General features: G+C 40.1%; 20 protein-coding genes. 6 read left to right on the top strand and 14 right to left on the bottom strand.

Annotation, left to right across the window (positions count from 1 at the left end):
• Positions 1-82: 82 nt before the first annotated feature.
• The 3 genes from acnA to ACZ5WS_RS02575 all read right to left on the bottom strand — a co-directional run bounded on the left by acnA (position 83) and on the right by ACZ5WS_RS02575 (position 4,200).
• Positions 83-2,827: an aconitate hydratase AcnA gene (acnA, locus tag ACZ5WS_RS02585; RefSeq protein WP_464710508.1), complete on the bottom strand. Its 2,745-nt coding sequence runs from the start codon at positions 2,825-2,827 to the stop codon at positions 83-85.
• A 200-nt stretch (positions 2,828-3,027) separates the two neighbouring features.
• Entirely contained in the window at positions 3,028-3,456 is a 429-nt protein-coding gene (locus ACZ5WS_RS02580; protein WP_075170854.1) for a hypothetical protein, read from the bottom strand.
• 360 nt (positions 3,457-3,816) lie between these two features.
• Positions 3,817-4,200: an RNA-binding S4 domain-containing protein gene (locus ACZ5WS_RS02575; protein ID WP_008108378.1), complete on the bottom strand. Its 384-nt coding sequence runs from the start codon at positions 4,198-4,200 to the stop codon at positions 3,817-3,819.
• 244 nt (positions 4,201-4,444) lie between these two features.
• Between ACZ5WS_RS02575 and ACZ5WS_RS02570 the strand changes: the two genes are divergently transcribed.
• Both ACZ5WS_RS02570 and ACZ5WS_RS02565 read left to right on the top strand, forming a co-directional pair.
• Complete coding sequence (locus tag ACZ5WS_RS02570) at positions 4,445-4,726, top strand: hypothetical protein (RefSeq protein ID WP_008108379.1); 282 nt, start codon at positions 4,445-4,447, stop codon at positions 4,724-4,726.
• Between the two features lie 71 nt (positions 4,727-4,797).
• The gene (locus tag ACZ5WS_RS02565; RefSeq protein WP_464710507.1) at positions 4,798-5,463 is read left to right on the top strand and encodes a hypothetical protein; all 666 of its coding nucleotides are present in this window, start codon (positions 4,798-4,800) and stop codon (positions 5,461-5,463) included.
• 8 nt (positions 5,464-5,471) lie between these two features.
• On the opposite strand, the gene ACZ5WS_RS02560 is transcribed toward ACZ5WS_RS02565, so the two are convergent.
• The 5 genes from ACZ5WS_RS02560 to glnA form a co-directional block, all read right to left on the bottom strand.
• On the bottom strand, positions 5,472-5,930 hold the full coding sequence (locus tag ACZ5WS_RS02560; RefSeq protein ID WP_008108381.1) for a Crp/Fnr family transcriptional regulator: 459 nt from the start codon (positions 5,928-5,930) through the stop codon (positions 5,472-5,474).
• A gap of 31 nt (positions 5,931-5,961) precedes the next feature.
• Positions 5,962-7,347, bottom strand: coding sequence for a nitrogen regulation protein NR(I) (ntrC, locus tag ACZ5WS_RS02555; RefSeq protein WP_010391999.1), 1,386 nt, complete (start codon positions 7,345-7,347; stop codon positions 5,962-5,964).
• Between the two features lie 15 nt (positions 7,348-7,362).
• Positions 7,363-8,433: a nitrogen regulation protein NR(II) gene (glnL, locus tag ACZ5WS_RS02550; RefSeq protein ID WP_008108383.1), complete on the bottom strand. Its 1,071-nt coding sequence runs from the start codon at positions 8,431-8,433 to the stop codon at positions 7,363-7,365.
• An 81-nt stretch (positions 8,434-8,514) separates the two neighbouring features.
• Positions 8,515-9,036: a DUF4124 domain-containing protein gene (locus tag ACZ5WS_RS02545; protein ID WP_198522393.1), complete on the bottom strand. Its 522-nt coding sequence runs from the start codon at positions 9,034-9,036 to the stop codon at positions 8,515-8,517.
• Positions 9,037-9,150: 114 nt separating this feature from the next.
• The gene (gene glnA / locus ACZ5WS_RS02540) at positions 9,151-10,557 is read right to left on the bottom strand and encodes a glutamate--ammonia ligase (RefSeq protein WP_010392004.1); all 1,407 of its coding nucleotides are present in this window, start codon (positions 10,555-10,557) and stop codon (positions 9,151-9,153) included.
• A gap of 508 nt (positions 10,558-11,065) precedes the next feature.
• Here glnA and typA point away from each other — a divergent pair.
• On the top strand, positions 11,066-12,889 hold the full coding sequence (gene typA, locus ACZ5WS_RS02535) for a translational GTPase TypA (protein ID WP_464711465.1): 1,824 nt from the start codon (positions 11,066-11,068) through the stop codon (positions 12,887-12,889).
• 282 nt (positions 12,890-13,171) lie between these two features.
• On the opposite strand, the gene ACZ5WS_RS02530 is transcribed toward typA, so the two are convergent.
• The 4 genes from ACZ5WS_RS02530 to ACZ5WS_RS02515 all read right to left on the bottom strand — a co-directional run bounded on the left by ACZ5WS_RS02530 (position 13,172) and on the right by ACZ5WS_RS02515 (position 16,358).
• Positions 13,172-13,900 (bottom strand): CBM9 family sugar-binding protein, encoded by a 729-nt coding sequence (locus ACZ5WS_RS02530; RefSeq protein ID WP_464710505.1) that lies wholly within the window; start codon positions 13,898-13,900, stop codon positions 13,172-13,174.
• A 77-nt stretch (positions 13,901-13,977) separates the two neighbouring features.
• The gene (locus ACZ5WS_RS02525; RefSeq protein WP_138606719.1) at positions 13,978-14,403 is read right to left on the bottom strand and encodes a BLUF domain-containing protein; all 426 of its coding nucleotides are present in this window, start codon (positions 14,401-14,403) and stop codon (positions 13,978-13,980) included.
• A gap of 73 nt (positions 14,404-14,476) precedes the next feature.
• Positions 14,477-15,568 carry an MBL fold metallo-hydrolase gene (locus tag ACZ5WS_RS02520; RefSeq protein WP_464710504.1) on the bottom strand — a complete coding sequence of 364 codons (1,092 nt, stop codon included), beginning with the start codon at positions 15,566-15,568 and terminating at the stop codon, positions 14,477-14,479.
• A gap of 133 nt (positions 15,569-15,701) precedes the next feature.
• Positions 15,702-16,358, bottom strand: a complete 657-nt coding sequence (locus ACZ5WS_RS02515) for a DUF2959 domain-containing protein (protein WP_138606715.1) — start codon at positions 16,356-16,358, stop codon at positions 15,702-15,704.
• Between the two features lie 86 nt (positions 16,359-16,444).
• Between ACZ5WS_RS02515 and ACZ5WS_RS02510 the strand changes: the two genes are divergently transcribed.
• Together ACZ5WS_RS02510 and dtd are read left to right on the top strand one after the other, a co-directional pair.
• Positions 16,445-17,326 (top strand): virulence factor BrkB family protein, encoded by an 882-nt coding sequence (locus ACZ5WS_RS02510; protein WP_198522395.1) that lies wholly within the window; start codon positions 16,445-16,447, stop codon positions 17,324-17,326.
• Complete coding sequence (gene dtd, locus ACZ5WS_RS02505) at positions 17,327-17,764, top strand: D-aminoacyl-tRNA deacylase (RefSeq protein WP_010392023.1); 438 nt, start codon at positions 17,327-17,329, stop codon at positions 17,762-17,764.
• Here the strand turns inward: dtd and ACZ5WS_RS02500 are convergent.
• Positions 17,761-18,507, bottom strand: coding sequence for a spermidine synthase (locus tag ACZ5WS_RS02500; protein WP_464710498.1), 747 nt, complete (start codon positions 18,505-18,507; stop codon positions 17,761-17,763). The two genes, dtd and ACZ5WS_RS02500, sit on opposite strands and share 4 nt — an antisense overlap.
• A 123-nt stretch (positions 18,508-18,630) precedes the next feature.
• On the opposite strand from ACZ5WS_RS02500, the gene ACZ5WS_RS02495 reads away from it, so the two are divergent.
• Entirely contained in the window at positions 18,631-19,524 is an 894-nt protein-coding gene (locus ACZ5WS_RS02495) for a bifunctional GNAT family N-acetyltransferase/hotdog fold thioesterase (protein ID WP_138606709.1), read from the top strand.
• Positions 19,525-19,577: 53 nt separating this feature from the next.
• Here the strand turns inward: ACZ5WS_RS02495 and ACZ5WS_RS02490 are convergent, their stop codons facing one another.
• Positions 19,578-20,609, bottom strand: coding sequence for a phospholipase A (locus ACZ5WS_RS02490; RefSeq protein WP_055012465.1), 1,032 nt, complete (start codon positions 20,607-20,609; stop codon positions 19,578-19,580).
• Positions 20,610-20,627: the final 18 nt, after the last annotated feature.

The following is a 20,627-nucleotide window of genomic DNA, read 5'->3' as shown; positions in this document are numbered from 1 at the left end:
ATTGATTTAGCGCAAGCATCCATTAATAATATAAAAAAGCCCAGCTCATTACTGAGCTAGGCTGCATTTTCGTTTTAAGTTGTTAGTCAAGCATATTGCGCAGTACGTACTGTAAAATACCGCCATGTTTGTAGTAATCCCACTCTTTCGGAGTATCAATACGCACATCGGCACTAAAGCTAACTTGTTTACCTTCACTGTTAGTGGCAATTACACTGACTTCGTCGGTTTTATCGTATAACCCTTGAATATCAAATTGCTCTTGCCCAGTTAAGCCTAGTGATTCATGGCTTTCACCTTCTTTAAATTGTAAAGGAAGTACGCCCATACCAATTAAATTAGAACGGTGAATACGCTCATAGCTTTGTGCTATCACAGCTTTAATACCGAGTAATAAAGACCCTTTTGCAGCCCAATCTCGCGAAGAGCCGGTACCATACTCTTTACCTGCTAGAACCACTAGTGGTGTTCCACTATCTTGATATGCCATTGCCGCATCATAAATACTTTCTAGCTTATCATCAGGTTGAGTGCGGGTAACACCGCCCTCGGTACCAGGGGCTAGTAAGTTTTTAAGGCGCACATTAGCGAATGTACCGCGCATCATTACTTCGTGATTACCACGTCGTGAACCATAAGAGTTAAATTGTACTTTTTCAACCCCATTTTCTTGTAGGTAAAGCCCTGCGGGTGCCTCTGCCTTAATTGCGCCTGCTGGTGAAATATGATCAGTAGTCACCGAATCACCCAGTTTAGCTAAACAACGCGCACCCTCAATAGTTGGAATACCTGGTGGTTCAACACTCATACCATCAAAGAAGGGGGCTTTTTTGATATAAGTCGAAGCACCGTCCCAATCGTAAAGTTTACCATCAGGTATTTGAATTTTTTGCCAGCGACTGTCGCCATCGTAAACATTGGCGTAGCTTTTTTCGAACATCTCTTTAGTTACCGTACTTTTTACTAGTTCACTTACTTCTTTAACGCTCGGCCAAATATTTTTAAGGTAAATATCGTTACCATGCTTATCTTGCGCGAGTGGCTCGTTGTAAACATCAATATCGGTTCTACCCGCTATGGCATAGGCAACCACTAAAGGAGGAGACGCTAAAAAGTTCATTTTAACATCTTGATGTATGCGCCCTTCAAAGTTACGGTTACCCGATAAAATTGAGCTTACAACTAATTTGTGTTTTTGAATCGCCTCACTAATTTCATCGGCAAGTGGGCCTGAATTACCAATACATGTGGTACAGCCATAACCAACTAAATTAAAGCCAAGCGCATCCAAGTCATCCATCAACCCTGCTTTTTCAAGGTAATCGGTGACCACCTGAGAACCTGGTGCAAGTGAAGTTTTAACCCAAGGTTTTACATTAATACCTAACTGACGTGCTTTTTGAGCTACTAAACCGGCAGCTAAAATAACACTTGGGTTAGATGTGTTTGTACAGCTAGTAATTGCAGCAATAACACAGGCACCATCATTTAACTCAAATTCTTCTCCATTAAAGTTTACTTTTGCTGCGCCCATAAACTGCGCTTCATCGGTAGGCTCATCAGGGTTGATAGTAGGACCTTCGCTTTCAATACGCGCTTGCTCTTCATCGCTTTTATCACGACGTGCCATACGCTCGTCCTGAAAGTCTTTTAAGTGCTGACCAATAACCTTGCCGGCTTTATCCAAAGTAATTCTATCTTGCGGGCGTTTAGGGCCTGCTAGGCTAGGCACAACATCATCTAAAGTTAGTTCAAGCTTATCGGTATAATGTGCTTCGTCGCCATCGTTACGCCATAAGCCTTGGTGTTTAGCGTAATCTTCAATTAGTTTGAGCTGCTTCTCATCGCGATTAGTTAAGCGTAAGTAATTAATCGTTTCATCATCAATAGGGAAAATACCACAGGTTGCGCCATACTCTGGCGCCATATTAGCGATAGTTGCTCTATCGGCAAGTGGTAAGTCGGCAAGGCCGTCACCATAAAACTCAACAAACTTACCTACCACACCGTGGTTACGCAGCATTTCAGTAACAGTAAGTACTAAATCGGTTGCTGTAGTGCCCTCAGGTAAGCGACCATTTAATTTAACACCCACAACCTGTGGAATAAGCAAGCTAATAGGTTGGCCAAGCATAGCGGCTTCGGCTTCAATGCCGCCTACACCCCAGCCAAGTACGCCTAAACCATTAATCATCGTTGTATGAGAATCTGTACCGACTAGTGTATCTGGGTAGGCTAACGATTTGCCGTTTTTTGTATCATTAAATACTACGCGGGCTAAATACTCTAAATTCACTTGGTGAACTATACCGGTTGCAGGTGGTACAACTTTTAAGTTATCAAATGCGGTTTGTCCCCAACGTAAGAATTCGTAACGCTCTTTGTTTCGCTCATATTCTAATTTTGAGTTTAAGTCGAATGAACCATCTTTACCGTAACCATCCACTTGCACCGAGTGATCGATTACCAGCTCAGCAGGAGAAAGTGGGTTTATTTTTGCAGGATCACCACCGAGTTTTTCCATCGCATCACGCATGGCAGCTAAATCAACAATTGCAGGGACACCAGTGAAATCTTGCATTACTACGCGGGCTGGAGTGAAAGCTACCTCGGCAGAGGGCTTCGCTTTTGGATCCCAATCTAATAAGGCCTGAATATCTTGTTCTTTAATATTCACACCATCTTCGTTACGTAGTAAGTTTTCTAGCAATACTTTTAACGAGAAAGGCAGGCGTTTGGCTTTATCGCCAAGTCCCATGAGCGAGTTGATATGATACTGCTCGCCATTGATAGTGAGCTGTTGTTGGGTGTCGAAACTATTTTTCATTATTTGTCCCTTCAATAAATTAGATTAATATTCTTGTAAAAGTGACCTCTGTAGTGATTTGCAAAGTGTGTACCATGATAAAAAATACCATATTGTATAATTTATTTTGGTCGTTATTTAAATAGAGATGAAGGCCAAAAGTTAAAATTCAAGGGATACTCTGAGTAATAATTGGCCACAAAACTAAACTCAAAAAAGTGCTATTTAAAGTAGTCCTGTTGTTTTAAATGGAAACTTAAATACACCAATGCAATCGCAATTATGGTGACTGCAATAGGCATAAAAATAGCGCTAATACCAAACAAGTTGATGCTATTAATAATCATAAAATTATAGTATTGCTGAGCTAAAACCGCTGCCAAAGAGATTATTAATGTTAATCTGGCTAGAGACTTTTTGAATAACAAAAGTACGCATCCTAATGCGCCGCCAAATACCGCAATAGCAAACGCTAAAGTAGCCCATAGAGGTTGGCTGTTATAAGCAAGTTGTTGTTCTTCAGGTAGTTTACTTATCATCTCTGGAGAGAGAAACAGCTGCATGACAAATGCAAGAATACCTAATATGTTCCATAATAAGGCGGTAATAAGTACGGGTTTTATCCAGCGGTTTGAGGTATTTTCTGACATGTAAGCATCTATTTTTTATTATTGATATTCTATTAAAGAATAAAAAAGCCAGTGATGCAAACTGGCTTTTAATAACACATATAACTTAAGTAAATTAGGGTCTGTTGACCTTTGCGGATTAAAATTTGTTCAAACTAGGGGCGGTTTAATCGCGGCGCGAGGTTTGTAACTTAGTGGTCTAAGTCAAAACCGAGCAACAAAGAGTAAATCGCCCCTAGGCAGAATCCTTCGGGCAGCGCCTGTTTGGCATTGATGCTGCGTTATCGCCTATTTATGGGGAATAACCACACCACATAGGCTCTGCCTTGCCTAAATACCAAACAGACTGCTGCAAATTTAACCTTGAAAGGTCAACAGACCCTAGCCAAATGAAATAGGGCGACGACCCGTTTTTTCATCAACTTTAGGCTTTTTAGTGCGTTTGCGTTTATTTTTAGCCGGCTCTGTTGTTGCTACTGGCGCGGCTTTTTCTGCTGTAACTGTTTCATCAATAACTGGACGTTCTGCTGGAGTGGCATCTTCACTTAACGTTAATTGAAACAACTCGCCATCAAATGCAAGTACATCACCGCTGTATAATTTTTTCCGTTTGATTGTACAAATTTCATGGTTAACACCGACATAGCCTTCGCTAATTAGGTTTTTTGCTTGACCACCACCTTCAACAAGATCTAATACCTTTAATAATTTGCACAGCTCTATAGGCTCTTCTTCTAACTCAACTTCTATATATTCTTCGTTCATCATGTTTCTCAGTGGGGGTGGTATTAGCTGTAGTATAAAGGCTCAGTGGCTATTTTGCACCAAAGTGAGCTTGTTAGGTGAGTTGATTATGTGATTTTTTATGAAACTTTTTATCTCTTTTTATAGTCTTTAAAAAAACTGAAGTAATTCAGGGTTAAGCTTCACGCGAAAAAAATTACACATTGGCGCGCTAATTGCCAATATCGGCCGTATAAGAGATTGAATATAAATAATGGAGTAAAACATGGGCATAAGATTAGCGATGAAAAAAGAGCTAATGGGCTTAGAGCATTCAGATCTGTTAACCGCTGATGATGTAAGAGCGCATCTAGCACAACAGGTAAAAGAAGACACTGAACGTGGCTTTTCAGTTATCTCTAAGTTTAACGATACCCATAGCCAGCTAACTAGCGGGCTTAAAACCAAACAAAGTGAGCTAGTATTTGAGCGTCATCGGTTATTTAATGAAGTGCTGTACAAACGTCAGAGTGTCGATGCATGGCTAAATAACCAGACTTCAGGTTAAACAGCCAAATAAATTAAGTTGCGATTTTAAATCACTCCTTTAGACTACACTTGTAATCAGCGGGGGTGATAATGAAAAATGGAATTTTAGCGTGTGCACTCATGCTATTGTTGAGTGCATGCCAACAGCCTACAGTGTATATATTTAGTAAAGGTTTATCGGACTCACAGCGCCAGCAGTTAGAGGCCGCACTCAAAACACAATCCCTACCTTACGAATATGTTGAACACGACATCCCTCGGGAATTTGGCGTAGCTACTTTACTATTATCAAATGATAGAATTTTACGCCAAGAAACAGAGCAGTTAGCTACTATTATGCAGGGGTTAGGTTATCAACCCGAAATTAGCTACACCATACGCGCAAATCACTTTTATGGTGATGGTAATATTGGTTTTTATCTAAAAAATACTAATGCGGATGACGCTTTTACCATGCCTTCTCGGTTGCGAACAACCCAGTGCGAAAAAGGTGAGTTTAATGACTTAGCCGTAACCTTTACTGATCAACATGCTGAGTTCACATTAATCAGCGGCGCAAAAGTCACATTGAAATGGGAATATTTATACGGCTATTTGGTTATTTACTACAGCAATTATTCACAAACCTACACTCATTCACAGCCATTGGTTGAGACACCTTTTGGCGATAAACCATCAGACACATATACCATAACAGCTCATGTAAATAAGCCAGGCTGGCTTAATTGCTCAATGCAGGTTGTTTATATGGATTAAGTTAACTGTTAACCATGCTCTTCTATATGCTCCGAGAGTTTTGCAATGCGCAGGCTCATACCTTCAATAATACGGTCTTTAATTTTTTCACGTATAACATTAGGTAGGCGGGTAAGGGCATCGGCAGTAATAGCCAGTACTATAGCGCTTTCCTTAGCGCGTGCATTAATACTGCGCTCTCGGTTATTAATAAAAGCACCTTCACCAATAAATTCACCAGGCTCTATACTGCCCAGTTCCAGTAAGTGATTGTGCTTAAACACCATTAAAGATCCACTGAGCACAATAAACAGTCGCTTGTCATTATCAAATTCTTTAAATAAAAACTGGTTTTTATTTATCAAATAGAGCAAACCAAACGACTCAAGCAGAATTTGGCGCTCATTAAGTGTGAATTCTTTAAAAAAATCTAAGCGATTTATAATCTCCATTTGCTTAAACAAAGGGATGTTCTCAATTAACTTCATTAATAACCTAGGACGCTAGCCTTATAAAATATCAGCTAATATTGCGCTCTTTTAATTTTCGGGTCAACGTATTGCGACCCCAACCAATTTTTACTGCGGCTTCTTGTTTATGGCCAGAACAATTAGCGAGTGCTGTTTTTATTAAGCGGGTTTCTAGCTGGGCTTGAATATCAGGCCAAATATTTTCTTTACCTTGTTTAAACTCTTGATTAAGCCACTGCTGAAATGAATCTAGCCAATCGCCTTCTTGGGTTGCGGCGGCATTATCAATAATTTCAGGGGGTAAATCTTGCTCACCAATCAGCTCTCCAGGCGCCATAACGGTTAACCAGCGGCAGGTGTTTTCAAGTTGACGAACATTCCCTGGCCAATTAAATAAACACAGTTGTTTAATTGCTTTAGGGCTTAATACTTTACTATCTACTTGCAGGTCTTTTGCACTTTTATGTAAAAAGTGTAGCGCTAAGCGCTCTATATCTTCAGGGCGCTCGCGTAAGGCAGGTAAACGTAGGCGAACCACGTTTAAGCGATGAAATAAATCATCTCTAAACTTACCTTGTTTTACCAGCTCTTCTAAATTTTGATGGGTGGCAGCAATAATGCGTACATCTACTTTTATACTTTGATGACCCCCCACGCGATAAAATTCGCCATCGGCTAATACGCGCAATAAGCGGGTTTGTACATCCAGTGGCATATCACCGATTTCATCCAAAAATAAGGTACCGCCATTCGCTTGTTCAAAGCGACCTTTACGCACGCTATCTGCCCCTGTAAAAGCGCCTTTTTCGTGGCCAAACAGTTCAGATTCAACTAACTCTTTAGGTATAGCGGCCATATTAAGGGCAATAAATTGGTTTTCTTTTCGCGGGCTGTGGTTATGTAAGGCGCTGGCAACGAGCTCTTTACCAGTACCTGACTCTCCATTGATCAGTACGCTCATGCTCGATGCTGAGAGTTTACCTATGGCACGAAACACTTCCTGCATAGCAGGGGCCTCACCAATAATATGGGCGCTTTTGGGGGGCGCGCTTTTACGTTTGGTTTTTTTAGTTGAATTAGCTCGATAAGCACTTTCCACCAGTGCAACCGCTTCATTTAAATCAAATGGCTTGGCCAAATACTCAAATGCGCCTTTTTGGAATGCATTAACGGCTGAATCAAGGTCTGAGTGGGCGGTCATAATGATCACAGGTAGCCCTGGCGTTTGCTCTGCTATTAGCTCAAGTAACGCCATACCGTCCATACCAGGCATTCGCACATCGGAAATCAACACGCTAGGTTGACTAAATTTTAGCGCGTTAAGTACGTTTTGTGCATCTGCAAAACTTTCTACTTCAAACCCTGCGCGAGTCAGTGCTTTTTCTAGTACAAAGCGAATTGAGGCATCATCATCTACAAGCCAAGCTGTTTTCATGCAAACTCCAAAGTATTAATCTGTAAACGGCAGATAAATATTAAATTCAGTATGTCCCGGCCAACTATCACATTCGATATAGCCATCATGTTGATCAATCAAGGTTTGCGCTATAGATAATCCAAGTCCCGAGCCACCTTCTTTATTGGTGGTCATAGGGTAAAATAAGGTGTCGCGTAAATTGGCATCAATACCCGGGCCGTTATCCATTACTTGAATAAGGAGTGCCTTTTTAGGGGCTTTGCCAGGACGACGATGCTGGTAATTAATCCGCGTTTTTATTTTTATTTCGCCACCATCTACCAATGCTTGTTGTGCATTACGCACAATGTTTAGCACTACCTGTTGAACTTTGCTCTGATCAATATAAACATCAGGAATACTCGGATCGTAGTCTTTAACTAACCTAATATCGCGGTTGTTATCTAAGGTACTGAGTTTTACAACCGACTCTAATGTTTGATGTATATTGCCATACGATTTTTGCGGCAGCTGATTAGGCCCAAGGAGCCTATCAACTAATTCACGCAATCGATCGGCTTGTTCAATTATCAGTTCTGCACATTGATCTCTTTCTTGCTGATCACCTTCATACTGCAATAATTGCGCCGCCCCGCGAATTCCACCCAGTGGGTTTTTAATTTCATGGGCTAAACCGCGAATTAAGTTGCGTGCAGCTTGGTATTGATGCATTTGATTTGAGACTTGATCGTGCTTTATTTCGTCATCAGTTTGTCGACATTCAAATAAAATATAAAAGGTATCGTTATGCTTTATTCGTCGTGTGCTAACCGCTAACTTTGCATGGCGAGAATCGATGAACACCACGTCAGCTCTATGCTGGTGGCAGTCTACACCATCAACTAACGAATACTGTGCAATACGTTTTAAGTCGATAGAATGGTAATTGAATAAATCATCGAACGCTTGCCCTAGTAAGCGCTTTTCGCCTAAACCAAGTAATTCACTGGCACTGGTGTTGGCGTAAATGAGCGTAAAGCTTTCATCAAGTAACATTAGGGCGGTGGTTTGGTTTTGCCAAATTATATTTAGTAGCTCTGGGCTAAAATGTGTTTTGTTTATCATTATTGCACCATTTTAGTGCGCCTGGGGAGGTAGGCAAGGTTTTTAGTAAAATATACGCTAATTGTGCGTACTTAACTGCAATTACCGACCTATATTAAGGCCTTTGCGATGCATAAAAAATACACTTTCAGGGCTAGTTGCAATTACCTGGTTTTGTTGATTATAAAGTTTAACTTGTAATGTGTGTTGCCCGCGCTCTACATCTCTTAACGCCAGCGTAGTGGTGTCACTAGGTTCACCAATGGCAACGCCATTTAAAAATAAACCAATGGTAAATCCAGCTTCAAACCGAGGCGCAATCTGAGTTGAAACATATACAGAGCCGGTGTTTTCTCTTATAGCTTGGTTGGGCTCTGGTGATGTAATGCTAATTTTAAACTTTACCGCTGTTTTAGTTGGTGAAGTATCAAGAATATCAGTATTTGTTGCAGGCATGTTGAAGTGTTGGCTAGTGAGCTTTACCTCTTTAGCACCAGGTTGAGGGGTATCTGAAAAAACCAGTACACCATTTTTATCTTTCCATGCGTAAATTTTTTTATTATTCGCATGGCTATTAAGGCTTAATATTAAAGCTATTAATAGCAATAAAACCTTACCTATCATCCTGCTAACCTGCATTGTTAAAACATACTTTACTTTAGTGTAGAACCGTTAAATTTACCATAAAAAAAGCCCGCAGAGCGGGCTTAAAACACACATTATTTATCGGTTAATAAATTAACAGCTGTAGTACATTTCAAACTCAACTGGGTGAGTTGTCATGTTAAGTTTTTCAACTTCTTTTGACTTAAGTGCAATGTAAGCATCAATTAGGTCGTTAGTAAATACGCCACCTTGGTTTAAGAACTCACGGTCTGCATCTAATGCCGCTAGTGCTTCATCTAATGAGGCTGCCACTGTTGGAATTTCTGCTGCTTCTTCAGCTGGTAAGTCGTATAAATCCTTATCCATCGCATCGCCAGGGTGAATTTTGTTTTTAATTCCGTCAAGGCCAGCCATAAGCATTGCTGAGAATGCAAGATATGGGTTAGCAGTTGGATCTGGGAAGCGCACTTCAATACGACGACCTTTTGCAGATGGAACCACTGGAATACGAATTGATGCTGAACGGTTACGTGCAGAGTATGCAAGCATTACCGGTGCTTCAAAGCCGGGTACTAAACGTTTGTACGAGTTAGTTGACGCGTTAGCAAAAGCATTGATTGCTTTAGCATGTTTGATGATACCACCAATGTAGTAAAGCGCGTCTTCAGAAAGACCGCCGTACTTATCACCTGCGAATAAGTTTACGCCGTCTTTAGCTAAAGACTGGTGACAGTGCATACCTGAACCGTTATCGCCAACAACAGGCTTAGGCATAAAGGTTGCTGTCTTTCCGTATAAATGAGCCATGTTGTGTATAACATATTTCATTTCTTGGATTTCGTCTGCTTTTAATACCATAGTGTTAAAACGAGTTGCGATTTCATTCTGACCGGCAGTCGCCACTTCGTGGTGATGTGCTTCAACAACTTGCCCTAGCTCTTCAAGAACTAAACACGTTGCAGAACGCCAATCTTGGAAATCATCAACAGGTGCAACTGGGAAGTAACCGCCTTTAACACCTGGACGGTGGCCTGTGTTGCCATCTGCATATTCTTTATCTGAGTTCCAAGCTGCTTGCTTAGAATCAATTTTATACATTGAGCCTGACATGTCAGACTTGTATTTAACGTCGTCAAATACGAAAAACTCTGGCTCTGGACCAAATAAAACGGTATCAGCAATACCAGTAGAGCGCATGTACTCTTCAGCGCGTTTAGCTACTGAGCGTGGGTCGCGCTCATAACCTTGTAATGTAGAAGGCTCAACCACGTCACAACGAACGATTAGCGTTGTTTCTTCTGTGAAAGGGTCAAGCTTGATTGAATCTGCATCAGGTAATAACACCATGTCTGATTCATTAATGCCTTTCCAGCCAGCAATTGAAGAACCGTCGAACATTTTTCCATCTTCAAAAAAGTCTTCATCAACTTGATGATGAGGAATAGAAACATGTTGCTCTTTACCTTTTGTGTCAGTAAAGCGTAAATCAATGAACTTAACGTCATTTTCTTTAATAAAATCTAAAACCGATTGTGACATGTGTCCTCCAACTATTGGGTTTTATTATTGCTGCTTAGATACTTTAAATACTAACAAGCTGATTTTATGCCACTATTATAATCTATTGTTTTTTATGTAAAAATATATAAACAGCATAAAGGTGATATAGATTAAGCACTGTTTTGGTGCGTAATAATTCCAAAAAGGTGCAACATTTACAGAGTCATAATTGCTTGCAAATTAATCACCTTAGACTAACACAAAGAAAATGCAAAATGCGCAGTAAAGTCGCTTTAAATTAACTCAAAACCACCTTTTGAGATAAATTTATAAAAATTAATCATCAAAATTAATTATTTTAAAACAAAGGGTTAATTATTTTATTGCGAAAGTTTGAAATTTTATTTTGGATAAACTTTCATCCATTCCATTTATAGGGGATAATATGCGCCCTTTTAAATCCTATGCTGGGACATCTCGTGAAAGCGCAGGTGAGTACGTATAGCCCCCTGCAGGATCAATGAGATCAATTTCTCTGAGTGAACATATGAGTATCGAAAAGTTAAGAAATATAGCAATTATCGCCCACGTTGACCACGGTAAAACAACACTGGTTGATAAACTACTTGAGCAATCAGGTACATTAGAAACACGCGGCGGTAATGAAGAGCGCGTGATGGATTCAAACGACATTGAAAAAGAACGTGGTATTACCATTTTAGCGAAAAACACCGCTATATCTTGGAATGATTACCATATCAATATCGTAGATACTCCTGGACACGCCGACTTCGGTGGTGAAGTTGAACGCGTACTTTCGATGGCTGACTCAGTACTACTTCTTGTTGACGCTCAAGAAGGCCCAATGCCACAAACGCGTTTCGTAACGCAAAAGGCATTCGCGCAAGGCTTAAAGCCAATCGTTGTTATCAATAAAATTGATAAGCCAGGTGCTCGCCCTGATTGGGTTATGGATCAAATCTTTGATTTATTCGACAACTTAGGCGCAACTGATGAGCAGTTAGATTTTAAAGTAATCTACGCATCAGCAATCAATGGTTGGGCTACATTAGATTTAGACGAAGCATCAGACAACATGGAACCTATGTTCAAGATGATCGTTGACGAAGTATCACCACCGGATGCAGATCCTGAAGGTGACTTCCAAATGCAGATTTCACAGCTTGATTACAACTCTTATAAGGGTGTAATTGGTATTGGTCGTATTAAACGTGGTTCTGTTGTACCTAACCAACAAGTTACGGTTATCAGTGCAGACGGCACAACTCGTAATGGTAAGATTGGTTCAGTACAAAGTTACTTAGGCCTTGAGCGTATTGAAACTGATAAAGCTTACGCTGGTAACATCGTAACAGTAACAGGTTTAGGCGAGCTTAAGATTTCAGATACGCTTTGTTGTCCTAACAACGTTGAAGCATTACCACCATTAAGTGTTGATGAGCCAACAGTAACAATGACGTTCTCTGTAAACAACTCTCCTTTCTGTGGTAAAGAAGGTAAGTTTGTAACATCACGTAATATTCGTGAGCGTTTAGACAAAGAATTAGTACATAACGTAGCACTTCGTGTTGCAGATACAGATAACCCAGATAGCTTCCGTGTATCAGGTCGTGGTGAATTACACCTAGGTATCTTAATCGAGAACATGCGTCGTGAAGGTTACGAGCTTGCTGTATCTCGTCCAGAAGTAATCTTACGTACTGTTGATGGTGTGTTAGAAGAACCGTATGAAACACTAACTATTGACTGTGAAGAAGAGCACCAAGGTTCTATCATGGAGCAAATTGGTCTTCGTAAAGGTGAGCTAACTGACATGGCACCAGATGGTAAAGGCCGTATGCGTATGGACTTTATGATCCCAAGCCGTGGCTTAATCGGTTTTCAAACTGAGTTCATGACATTAACGTCGGGTTCTGGTTTACTTTACCATACATTCGATCACTACGGTCCGCACAAAGGTGGCGAGCTAGGTGTTCGTAAGAACGGCGTAATGATTGCAAACGCAACTGGTAAAGCACTTACTAACGCACTATTTAACTTACAAGAGCGCGGCCGTTTATTTATCGGTCACGGTGTTGAAGTTTATGAAGGTATGGTTATTGGTATTCATAGCCGTGATAACGACCTTACAGTTAACGCACTTAAAGGTAAGCAACTTACTAACGTTCGTGCATCTGGTACAGATGAAGCACAAACACTAACACCAGCACTTAACTATTCACTTGAGCAAGCGCTTGAGTTTATTGCTGATGATGAGTTAGTAGAAGTAACACCTGAGAACATTCGTATTCGTAAGCGTCATTTAACTGAAAATGAGCGTAAACGTGCGGGTCGTGCTCCTAAGTCATAATCTATTAATTTAGAACAATGATTTTAAAAGCCGCTGTATTGAAAGATACAGCGGCTTTTTTGTTTTTAAAGTAAGAGAAGCTTTCAGTTTTTAGTTATCAGTATTAAGCTCTAAAAGCGCAGCGCCTCTTACCCTCTTTGTAAAAAATTCACTTAAAAATATTTACACAAAGAGAATGAGAAGTAAAAGAGGAAGGGCTTAAAGCTGTCGATTATGCAAAGCGCCTTTTTGTTGGGTTTCGTTGCGCTCAACCCAACAAAAAGGCCAGTTCGCTAACTTACATCACTTTTTTGGTAGTAAGGTGATTTTGCCAAATACGTCTGCGTCTATAAAGCCACGATTTCTGTCGCCATTTACTGGTTGTACTTCGTGTGACCCCATAAAATGCTCGCGTGTTTCACTGCCATCGTTATCGCAATATGCGAGCATAAAGCCAATAACTTGTTTTTCAGTTAATTTAAGCGGAGTGTTTTGTGCGCCTTGTTGGAAATCGTTTGGGTAGAGTTTTATCGCCACTTCCCACGTGATGTTATAGGGCGCAGTGGTATTGCGTTTCCAGTTACTAACTAAGTGGTCGGTATATAAATGCGCTTTTTTATCAGGCCCATAATCGGCAGCTTGGTTATCAAGGCCAATATGATAAGCAAATGCTGTATGGTTAAATTGGTGATTACCGCCAGATGCGTCACTATCTATAAACACTTCTAAGGCATCATCGTCCCAGTATTTATCCGTTGGATCTGGGTGAGTATCAATAAGCACATCATCACTAATGTCTGCTTGTAAATACAAGTAGTTTTCATCCCACAAAAGACGATAGCGACCTTTAAAATCCTTGTCTGAGTCTGGTAGGGTGCCGTCCATTAAGTATGGCATATTATGCCAAGTGGCTTTGTCCCATGCACTTTCAGAAACCCCATCAATAGTAATAGCTGTTGGTGTATGACTAACGTTAATAGCCATGAGTGGCTGGGTAAAAAGTAAGCTAAAAGCAAGTAGTGTTTTTTTCATTAGTCATCTCATCAATTAAGGATGATTTAGCTTGGCTTAAATAGCTATTAAAAACAATCTCGTAGTCTATTTTTATACTAACTGATTGTGCCTGCTATGCTGTCTTTTAATGCGAGCATTAATAAATGCGCACTTTCTCCAGACATTTTAAAAGGATTAAAATCAATGGAGCCTGAAAACTTGAGATTCAGTGATTCGGTTAGCTTAGATTGCGGTACATAGCCCATTGACCATTTTTCAAACTCTCTTTCAGGAATTTGGGTATAGTTGAGCATAATTACATTATGGTGACGTTTATCGTTTAATATTTGTTGGTAGGTATTATTTACAGCGGTTCTAGAGCCTTCCAGACATTGTAAAAAGTAATCATTGCTAAAACATAACATGCCGGTGACGTTTGTTTTTACATTATAGGTTCTAGCACTTTGTAAAATATTTTCTATATCTTCAGGCCCAAAATCACTACTTATTTTGCTGGCGTAAATAAGTCGTACAAGAAACATAAAACCTCCACACTGTTTAGTTAATTAAACATAGTTCAGCAGAGAGGTTATTACTAAGTTTGTAAATGACTGATTAAAGTTTAATACTCTCACCTTCATTTAAAATATGCAGGGGGATTTTCGAGTCCATTTTTTTGTGCATATACAATAAACGCAGTAAGGCTGAATGGCTAGTGTGGTCGCCCATTTTCCATGATGAGTTACCGTATCCCCAAGGTATCATTATTTTACAGTTAAGTTCTTGTGCTGCTGTTAGAGCGTCTTCTGGGGTTGTATGAACGTAACGATACCATTTAGGGTTGTCTTCGCTGTAGTAAGAAGCTATAGGCATTAAGCACACATCAATATCGCCATATTTTTGCTGTATATCGCTGAAGTGTTTTGAATAGCCAGTGTCGCCTGCAAAAAATAAGGAGCTGCCATTTTGTTCAAGTAGCCAGCCATTCCATAAGTCTTTATCGTTGTCTTCGTAAATAAAGGGCACTAATACACGACTGCTAAAGTGATGAGCAGGCAAGGCATGGATAGCTAAATCGCCAATATTTGTTTTTGCATACCACGCCATTTCACTAATATTAAACCCGCCTGTGGGGAAGTTGTCGGCCATGCCTAGTGGTGTTAAGTAGCGAGGTTTATTACCGATCTCTTCTATATCTGCTTTATTAAAGTGATCGTAATGAATATGCGAGTACATCACAGCGTCTAAGTTTTTCAGTTCACTATCTGTGAGCCAATCGCCGGGCTGTCGGTAAAACCCAGAGGCTAGTCTAAATGCTAAATCTACAGGTGAGTCAAACTGCTCTTTTACAGGATCGAGTAACACTTGCTGTCCGTTAGGCGTGCGGATCATAAACCCAGCGTGTCCCAGCCAGCGTAAGCTAAAGCCAGTATTTAAATTAATGGGCAGTTGTTCACCAATAAATTGGCAGTTTTCGCTGTCTTTTTCGCATTGTAGTTTTGGGCTAGTTGGGTAGCAGTTGCTTTCACAGGTAGTCGGGTAAGTTTTTTTCCCGGGGTAGAGGTTATGAAAGCGTCCTTCTCGCTCGCCATCTTTATGTAGCGGGGTAATGGTTTGCCCCCCTGCAATAACTTCAACATGGTTAGCTGTTTGGCAGGCGCTGAGCATTGTGCATGCAAGTATTAGGGTGATAGCTTTAAACTTCATTTTACTGTTCTAATTATTATTATTTTGTAAAAGTATAACAACAACAGCGGATTAACGAAGAGCTTAAAGGTAACAAAAAGTAACAATAAAAAAGCCTACAATTTAGTAGGCTTATTAAACGGACTTATAGTAATTAGCCCACGGTATTCATTTGCTCAATAAATTTATTTGAGTCTTCAATCGACTTATTCATGTCATTCATGAGTAACTGAATATCACGCTTAAGGTTAGTAAACTCACCTTTTATAGCGGCTACCGCTTGTGCGTTTAAGTTATGTTTTAAGTAAAGCACGTTATCTTGTAAAGACGATAATACTGGCTCCATTTTGCTCTCAGCGCTGCGCATTGAGCGAAGTAATTGGCTAAATTGGCGCTGAGTTGCAGCTAGTTTTTTACTGCTTTGACGCTTAAGTGAGGCGCTTTTGTATTGCTCTAACTCATCGCTCCACTCATCAAACAACGCATCAGCAACATCTTCTACTTTATTTATGTTACTTGATACTTCATTTGCCGCCGCTAAGCTCGACTCGTAATCGTCATTAAGTTGATTGTAAGCGTCTTGCAACTCACCACCATCGAAATTAATTAAAGTAGTTAGACGCTCGAGTGCTGATTGAAATTCTTCTTGCGACTCTTGTTGTGAGTCTTTCGTTTCTTCAACGCGATCAATAAGGATGTCACGTTTATGGACACCTACTTTTTCCATTGCCGAATAATAAGCCGACTGACAACCTGAAAGCATCAGCATTAACGAGAGTATGGCTGTCCCTAATAATGTTTGTTTTTTCATCTGAATTCCTATTTACGAGTGTTAATGCTGTAAATTATGGCTTTGATTGTTATTATAATCAAAAGCTCACCAACAAAGTTAATTGTATGAATGATAAGCTCTCTCATTATAAACAGCAAGCTAAGGTGTTTCTAAAACAGCAACCAGGCTGGTGGATGCAATATTTCAATCGCTGTATAGACGATCAAATAACCATTAATGCAGGGTATTTAGCATACGTTACCTTGTTGTCGTTGGTTCCGTTGATAGCGGTGGGGGTGGCAATCTTCTCTGCTTTTCCGGGGTTTGAATCGACCCGTTTAGCCATTGAAAGTTTTTTATTTACTAACTTTGTGCCGACTTCTTCCGATGTTATTAAAGAACATATTAGCTCGTTTGCTGGTAATGCTAATCAAATGACGGCGGTAGGTATTGGTTTTTTGGCAGCCATTGCCTTGCTACTTATTCGTAATGTAGATGCCACACTAAACCGTATTTGGCGAGTAAAGAAAAAACGCCCAATGATGATATCCTTTGCTGTGTATTGGATGGTACTGAGCTTGGGACCTGTACTACTGGGTGCGAGTATTGGTGTCACCTCTTATATTGTGTCACTAGTGTCGTTTGCTGATCAGGGGATCCCTGGGTTTAGTGGTTTTTTATTAAAACTACTCCCTTATGCTATTTCTATGGCAGGTTTTATCATGCTGTATACCTTAGTGCCGAATACGCGAGTTTCATTTAGGGCCGCTATTCCTGGTGCACTGTTTGCTGCAATGTTATTTGAGTTAACCAAAAAAGGCTTTGCTTTATACATTAGCCATTTTCCATCATACGAAGTGATTTATGGTGCGGTAGCAACCATTCCTATTTTGTTTGTATGGGTATACTTGTCGTGGGTAGTCGTGCTACTAGGTGCTGAATTTACTGTGTGTATTAACATGCAACATTACAATAAAAAAGAGCAACAAGCAGAGGGTAGTGAATAAATGCAAGGACTAATTCAACGGGTAACACACGCTAACGTAGCAATAGAAAAACAGATTGTTGGCGAAATAAAGCAAGGTATTGTATTACTGCTTGGTGTTGAAAAAGAAGATGATGAGCGTGTTGCTGATAAACTATTGCACAAAGTCAGTAATTATCGAATTTTTAGTGATGAAAACGATAAAATGAACCTCAGTCTTAAAGACATACAAGGCGAGCTATTAGTCATATCGCAATTTACACTTGCAGCTAATACCAAAAAAGGCATGCGTCCTAGTTTTTCATCGGCAGCCACACCAGATCAAGCGCAAGCATTATATAATTACTTTGTTGAGCAGGCTAAATTACTCGGTATAAAGGTCGCTACCGGTGTATTTGCAGCCGATATGCAGGTTAGTTTATGTAACGACGGTCCGGTTACCTTTAATTTAACCGCTTAAAGTGTTTTTTCTACAACCACAATGTGATTCACAAATCCGGTGATCTTTTTAATACTAACGGCTCCCCCAAACACGCGCTTAAGCACAAGTTGTAGCTGCGTAAGTTGGGAGCTATGTTGCGATAAAAAGTTAATAAATAAGATGCCCCGCTGAGCAAGCGCCTCATAAATTGTTTGATAAAAACATAAATCAAATAAGAATCTAGGGGCGTCTAGTTCACTAAATAAATCTAAAATAATCCAATCTATATTCACCGCTGACTTTAAAACTGTTTGTGCGTCTTCACAGTAAATTTGGCCCTGTTCATTAAGGGCAAAAAAATCTTGATAACAGTCAATTATATGAGGGTTTTTTTCTACTGAAGTCAGCTGTACTCGAGGGTACTGTTTTAACAGGTAGTTGCGTATAGCACCACCACCTAAACCGAGCTCAAGTATTTTTTTAGGTGCTGGTCGTTGCTGCCAAACTGTTGCTAAATAGGCAAGGTGAGGAAACAGTAATACTTGTGGACTCCGGGTTAAAATAACTGATTGCAAGGTGTTGTTAATAAGCAGCCAGCGCAGCTGTTGATGCTCTCGAACTTGTATATTTATGCCATGTTGATTATGCCAATAAAGTAACTGGCCTAGCGATGAACTATGCTCAATAAAGTGCCTGCTGATCAGGCCACTGCTACCATGGATATATTTATTCATGGTATTGAGCATAAACCAGCAGGGGTAAAGCGCAATCGATTTTGTCATTAATTTTTTACAGTCATTTATAGGAAACCAAAGTCGTATTTGCAGTTTTACCCAGATCGAGTATGGTGTTTTTCACAAAATGCACAGCGCAATATTTTTACATTTTTAATTTATGGAGTCTGTATGTTTCAAGTGAGCACCCCTCAAAGTAGTGAAGACTGGCAAGCCTATTATCAATTACGCTGGCAAGTTTTACGTGCACCATGGGGCGAGCCTCGTGGTTCTGAGCAAGACGATTTAGAGCAAGAAGCTGAACACCGCTTTATTAAAAATAAAGCAGGTGAAGTATTGGGTGTGGCGCGTTTGCACTTTAATAATCAGCAACAAGCTCAAGTACGTTATATGGCGGTTGCAGAGGGTAACCGTAATCAACATATTGGTAGCCGCTTATTACATGAGCTAGAAAAAATAGCGTGGAATCAAGATGCTGATGAATTAGTGCTGTTTGCTCGCGAACGTGCTCTGGAATTTTATCAGCGCCATGGCTACGAAAATAAAGAAAAAGCGCATTTAGCCTATGGTGATGTTCAACATTATAAAATGGTTAAGCTCAAGCCGAGTGAGCCAGGTTGGTTTCGTCACCCTAATTGGACTCAAGTACTGCAAAATACATGGCGTGAATCAATCCCTATTAGTGATGCAATGGGGATAAAAGTAGAAAGCTACACTGATTGGCAATTTACTACTCGTGCAGATTTAAATGCTAACTTAAACTTACACAACACCATGTTTGCAGGCTCTATTTATAGCCTAGCTACACTAACGGGTTGGGGAGCAACGTACTTAGCATTAAAAGAAGCCGGACTTGAGGGTAATATAGTGTTAGCCGATGCTAATATTAAATATTTAAAACCACTGAATACCGACCCTAAAGGCTGTGTTGATATTCAAACCTGCAAAGGTAACTTAATAGAGTTACAAGAGGCGGGTAAGGCGAGCTATTTAGTGCCAGTAACCATTTTTGATGGTGATCAAATAGTTGCTCAGTTTGAAGGGCAGTTTGTGGTTAAAAAGTAATAAGAATAAACGAAAAAGCCAAGCGAGTTGCTTGGCTTTTTTATTAGCGGTTATTACAGTAAGTCAGTCAGTAATATACCGACACCAAAGCGTTCAATATCGGCGTTATAGTCTATTAAACTCTCACCATAGCCATTAAAGTACTGCGCATAGCCGCGTACTCTTCCCCATAGAGGGAATGACCAATCAAGCTGAATTGCCCCGCGGTTATCTGAATTTAAATTATTACGAGTCATAAAACTAAATTCATGATCGTGAAAGCGATACGCGCCACCAAATTCAAAGTAACCCATGTATTTATAGATATCAGGGTTATCGTCACCTCGTGCATCTAACGGCGCAGGCTTTTCATTTTCAGGAATGCGGTACCAAGGCTTAAAGCTAAATACAAAGCCGTCATTTTCCCAAATGAAATCGGCATAAATACGGTTCCAAGAACGCGAGTTTGGCTGACTACGGCCATTAGATTGATGCGAAATACCAATGGCTATTGCCATTTCATCGCCCCATAAAACGTTTTCAGGGTCTAAGTAATTAATCCAGAAAATTTCTGGCTCGTAATTAGTTTCTCGAAAGGGAGAAGAAATATCGTCGTTGTATACTTGCCAGTATGACTGCAGAGTAAAGCCAAAAAATATAGCTTGGTCTGAGTCGGCAAACTCATCATACAAAGGTACTTTAATTGATAACTGATATTTAGCTTCTAGGTTATCGAGAGGGTCGCCATCTTTTTTATCGGTTAATTCTGCAAATCCATCAAACGGACGAGTGTTTGGGTTCGACATATATGAAACCGGTAAAATATAATTACGTTTATGCGGCGTAATTACATTACGATTCTTTTTGCCAACCGCTTCACGGGCTTGGCGTTTATCGATAGCTGTTAGCTGCTTGCTTTCTTCAACTGCAGAGCATTTTTCGCGCAATTGATCGAGGGTTTGCTTACCGTCTCCACCTATCACTTCATTTAATATACATTGTTTAACCAGCTCAAGTTCATTGTTTTGCTCGTTTTTTGCTGTTTCTTCAGCAATAACAGCAGTACTTAGTAATGTTGAGAGTAGTATCCAGTGGCGCCAACTCATTATAATTCCTTTGTAAGT

The sequence above is a fragment of the Pseudoalteromonas sp. 11L1 genome (assembly GCF_055397545.1).
Note: the sequence above shows the minus strand (reverse complement) of the source record. Positions and strands in the feature narration are given on the sequence as shown.

Bases quoted from the DNA above. Each gene is read 5' to 3' on its own strand.
- ACZ5WS_RS02570 (WP_008108379.1), top strand. From the start codon at position 4,445: ATGGGCATAAGATTAGCGATGAAAAAAGAGCTAATGGGCTTAGAGCAT.
- dtd (WP_010392023.1), top strand. From the start codon at position 17,327: ATGCAAGGACTAATTCAACGGGTAACACACGCTAACGTAGCAATAGAA.
- ntrC (WP_010391999.1), bottom strand. From the start codon at position 7,347: ATGAAAACAGCTTGGCTTGTAGATGATGATGCCTCAATTCGCTTTGTA.
- ACZ5WS_RS02545 (WP_198522393.1), bottom strand. From the start codon at position 9,036: ATGATAGGTAAGGTTTTATTGCTATTAATAGCTTTAATATTAAGCCTT.
- ACZ5WS_RS02530 (WP_464710505.1), bottom strand. From the start codon at position 13,900: ATGAAAAAAACACTACTTGCTTTTAGCTTACTTTTTACCCAGCCACTC.
- ACZ5WS_RS02515 (WP_138606715.1), bottom strand. From the start codon at position 16,358: ATGAAAAAACAAACATTATTAGGGACAGCCATACTCTCGTTAATGCTG.
- ACZ5WS_RS02525 (WP_138606719.1), bottom strand. From the start codon at position 14,403: ATGTTTCTTGTACGACTTATTTACGCCAGCAAAATAAGTAGTGATTTT.
- typA (WP_464711465.1), top strand. From the start codon at position 11,066: ATGAGTATCGAAAAGTTAAGAAATATAGCAATTATCGCCCACGTTGAC.
- ACZ5WS_RS02580 (WP_075170854.1), bottom strand. From the start codon at position 3,456: ATGTCAGAAAATACCTCAAACCGCTGGATAAAACCCGTACTTATTACC.
- ACZ5WS_RS02560 (WP_008108381.1), bottom strand. From the start codon at position 5,930: ATGAAGTTAATTGAGAACATCCCTTTGTTTAAGCAAATGGAGATTATA.
- ACZ5WS_RS02575 (WP_008108378.1), bottom strand. From the start codon at position 4,200: ATGAACGAAGAATATATAGAAGTTGAGTTAGAAGAAGAGCCTATAGAG.
- ACZ5WS_RS02510 (WP_198522395.1), top strand. From the start codon at position 16,445: ATGAATGATAAGCTCTCTCATTATAAACAGCAAGCTAAGGTGTTTCTA.
- ACZ5WS_RS02520 (WP_464710504.1), bottom strand. From the start codon at position 15,568: ATGAAGTTTAAAGCTATCACCCTAATACTTGCATGCACAATGCTCAGC.
- ACZ5WS_RS02565 (WP_464710507.1), top strand. From the start codon at position 4,798: ATGAAAAATGGAATTTTAGCGTGTGCACTCATGCTATTGTTGAGTGCA.
- ACZ5WS_RS02490 (WP_055012465.1), bottom strand. From the start codon at position 20,609: ATGAGTTGGCGCCACTGGATACTACTCTCAACATTACTAAGTACTGCT.
- ACZ5WS_RS02500 (WP_464710498.1), bottom strand. From the start codon at position 18,507: ATGACAAAATCGATTGCGCTTTACCCCTGCTGGTTTATGCTCAATACC.
- glnA (WP_010392004.1), bottom strand. From the start codon at position 10,557: ATGTCACAATCGGTTTTAGATTTTATTAAAGAAAATGACGTTAAGTTC.
- acnA (WP_464710508.1), bottom strand. From the start codon at position 2,827: ATGAAAAATAGTTTCGACACCCAACAACAGCTCACTATCAATGGCGAG.
- glnL (WP_008108383.1), bottom strand. From the start codon at position 8,433: ATGATAAACAAAACACATTTTAGCCCAGAGCTACTAAATATAATTTGG.
- ACZ5WS_RS02495 (WP_138606709.1), top strand. From the start codon at position 18,631: ATGTTTCAAGTGAGCACCCCTCAAAGTAGTGAAGACTGGCAAGCCTAT.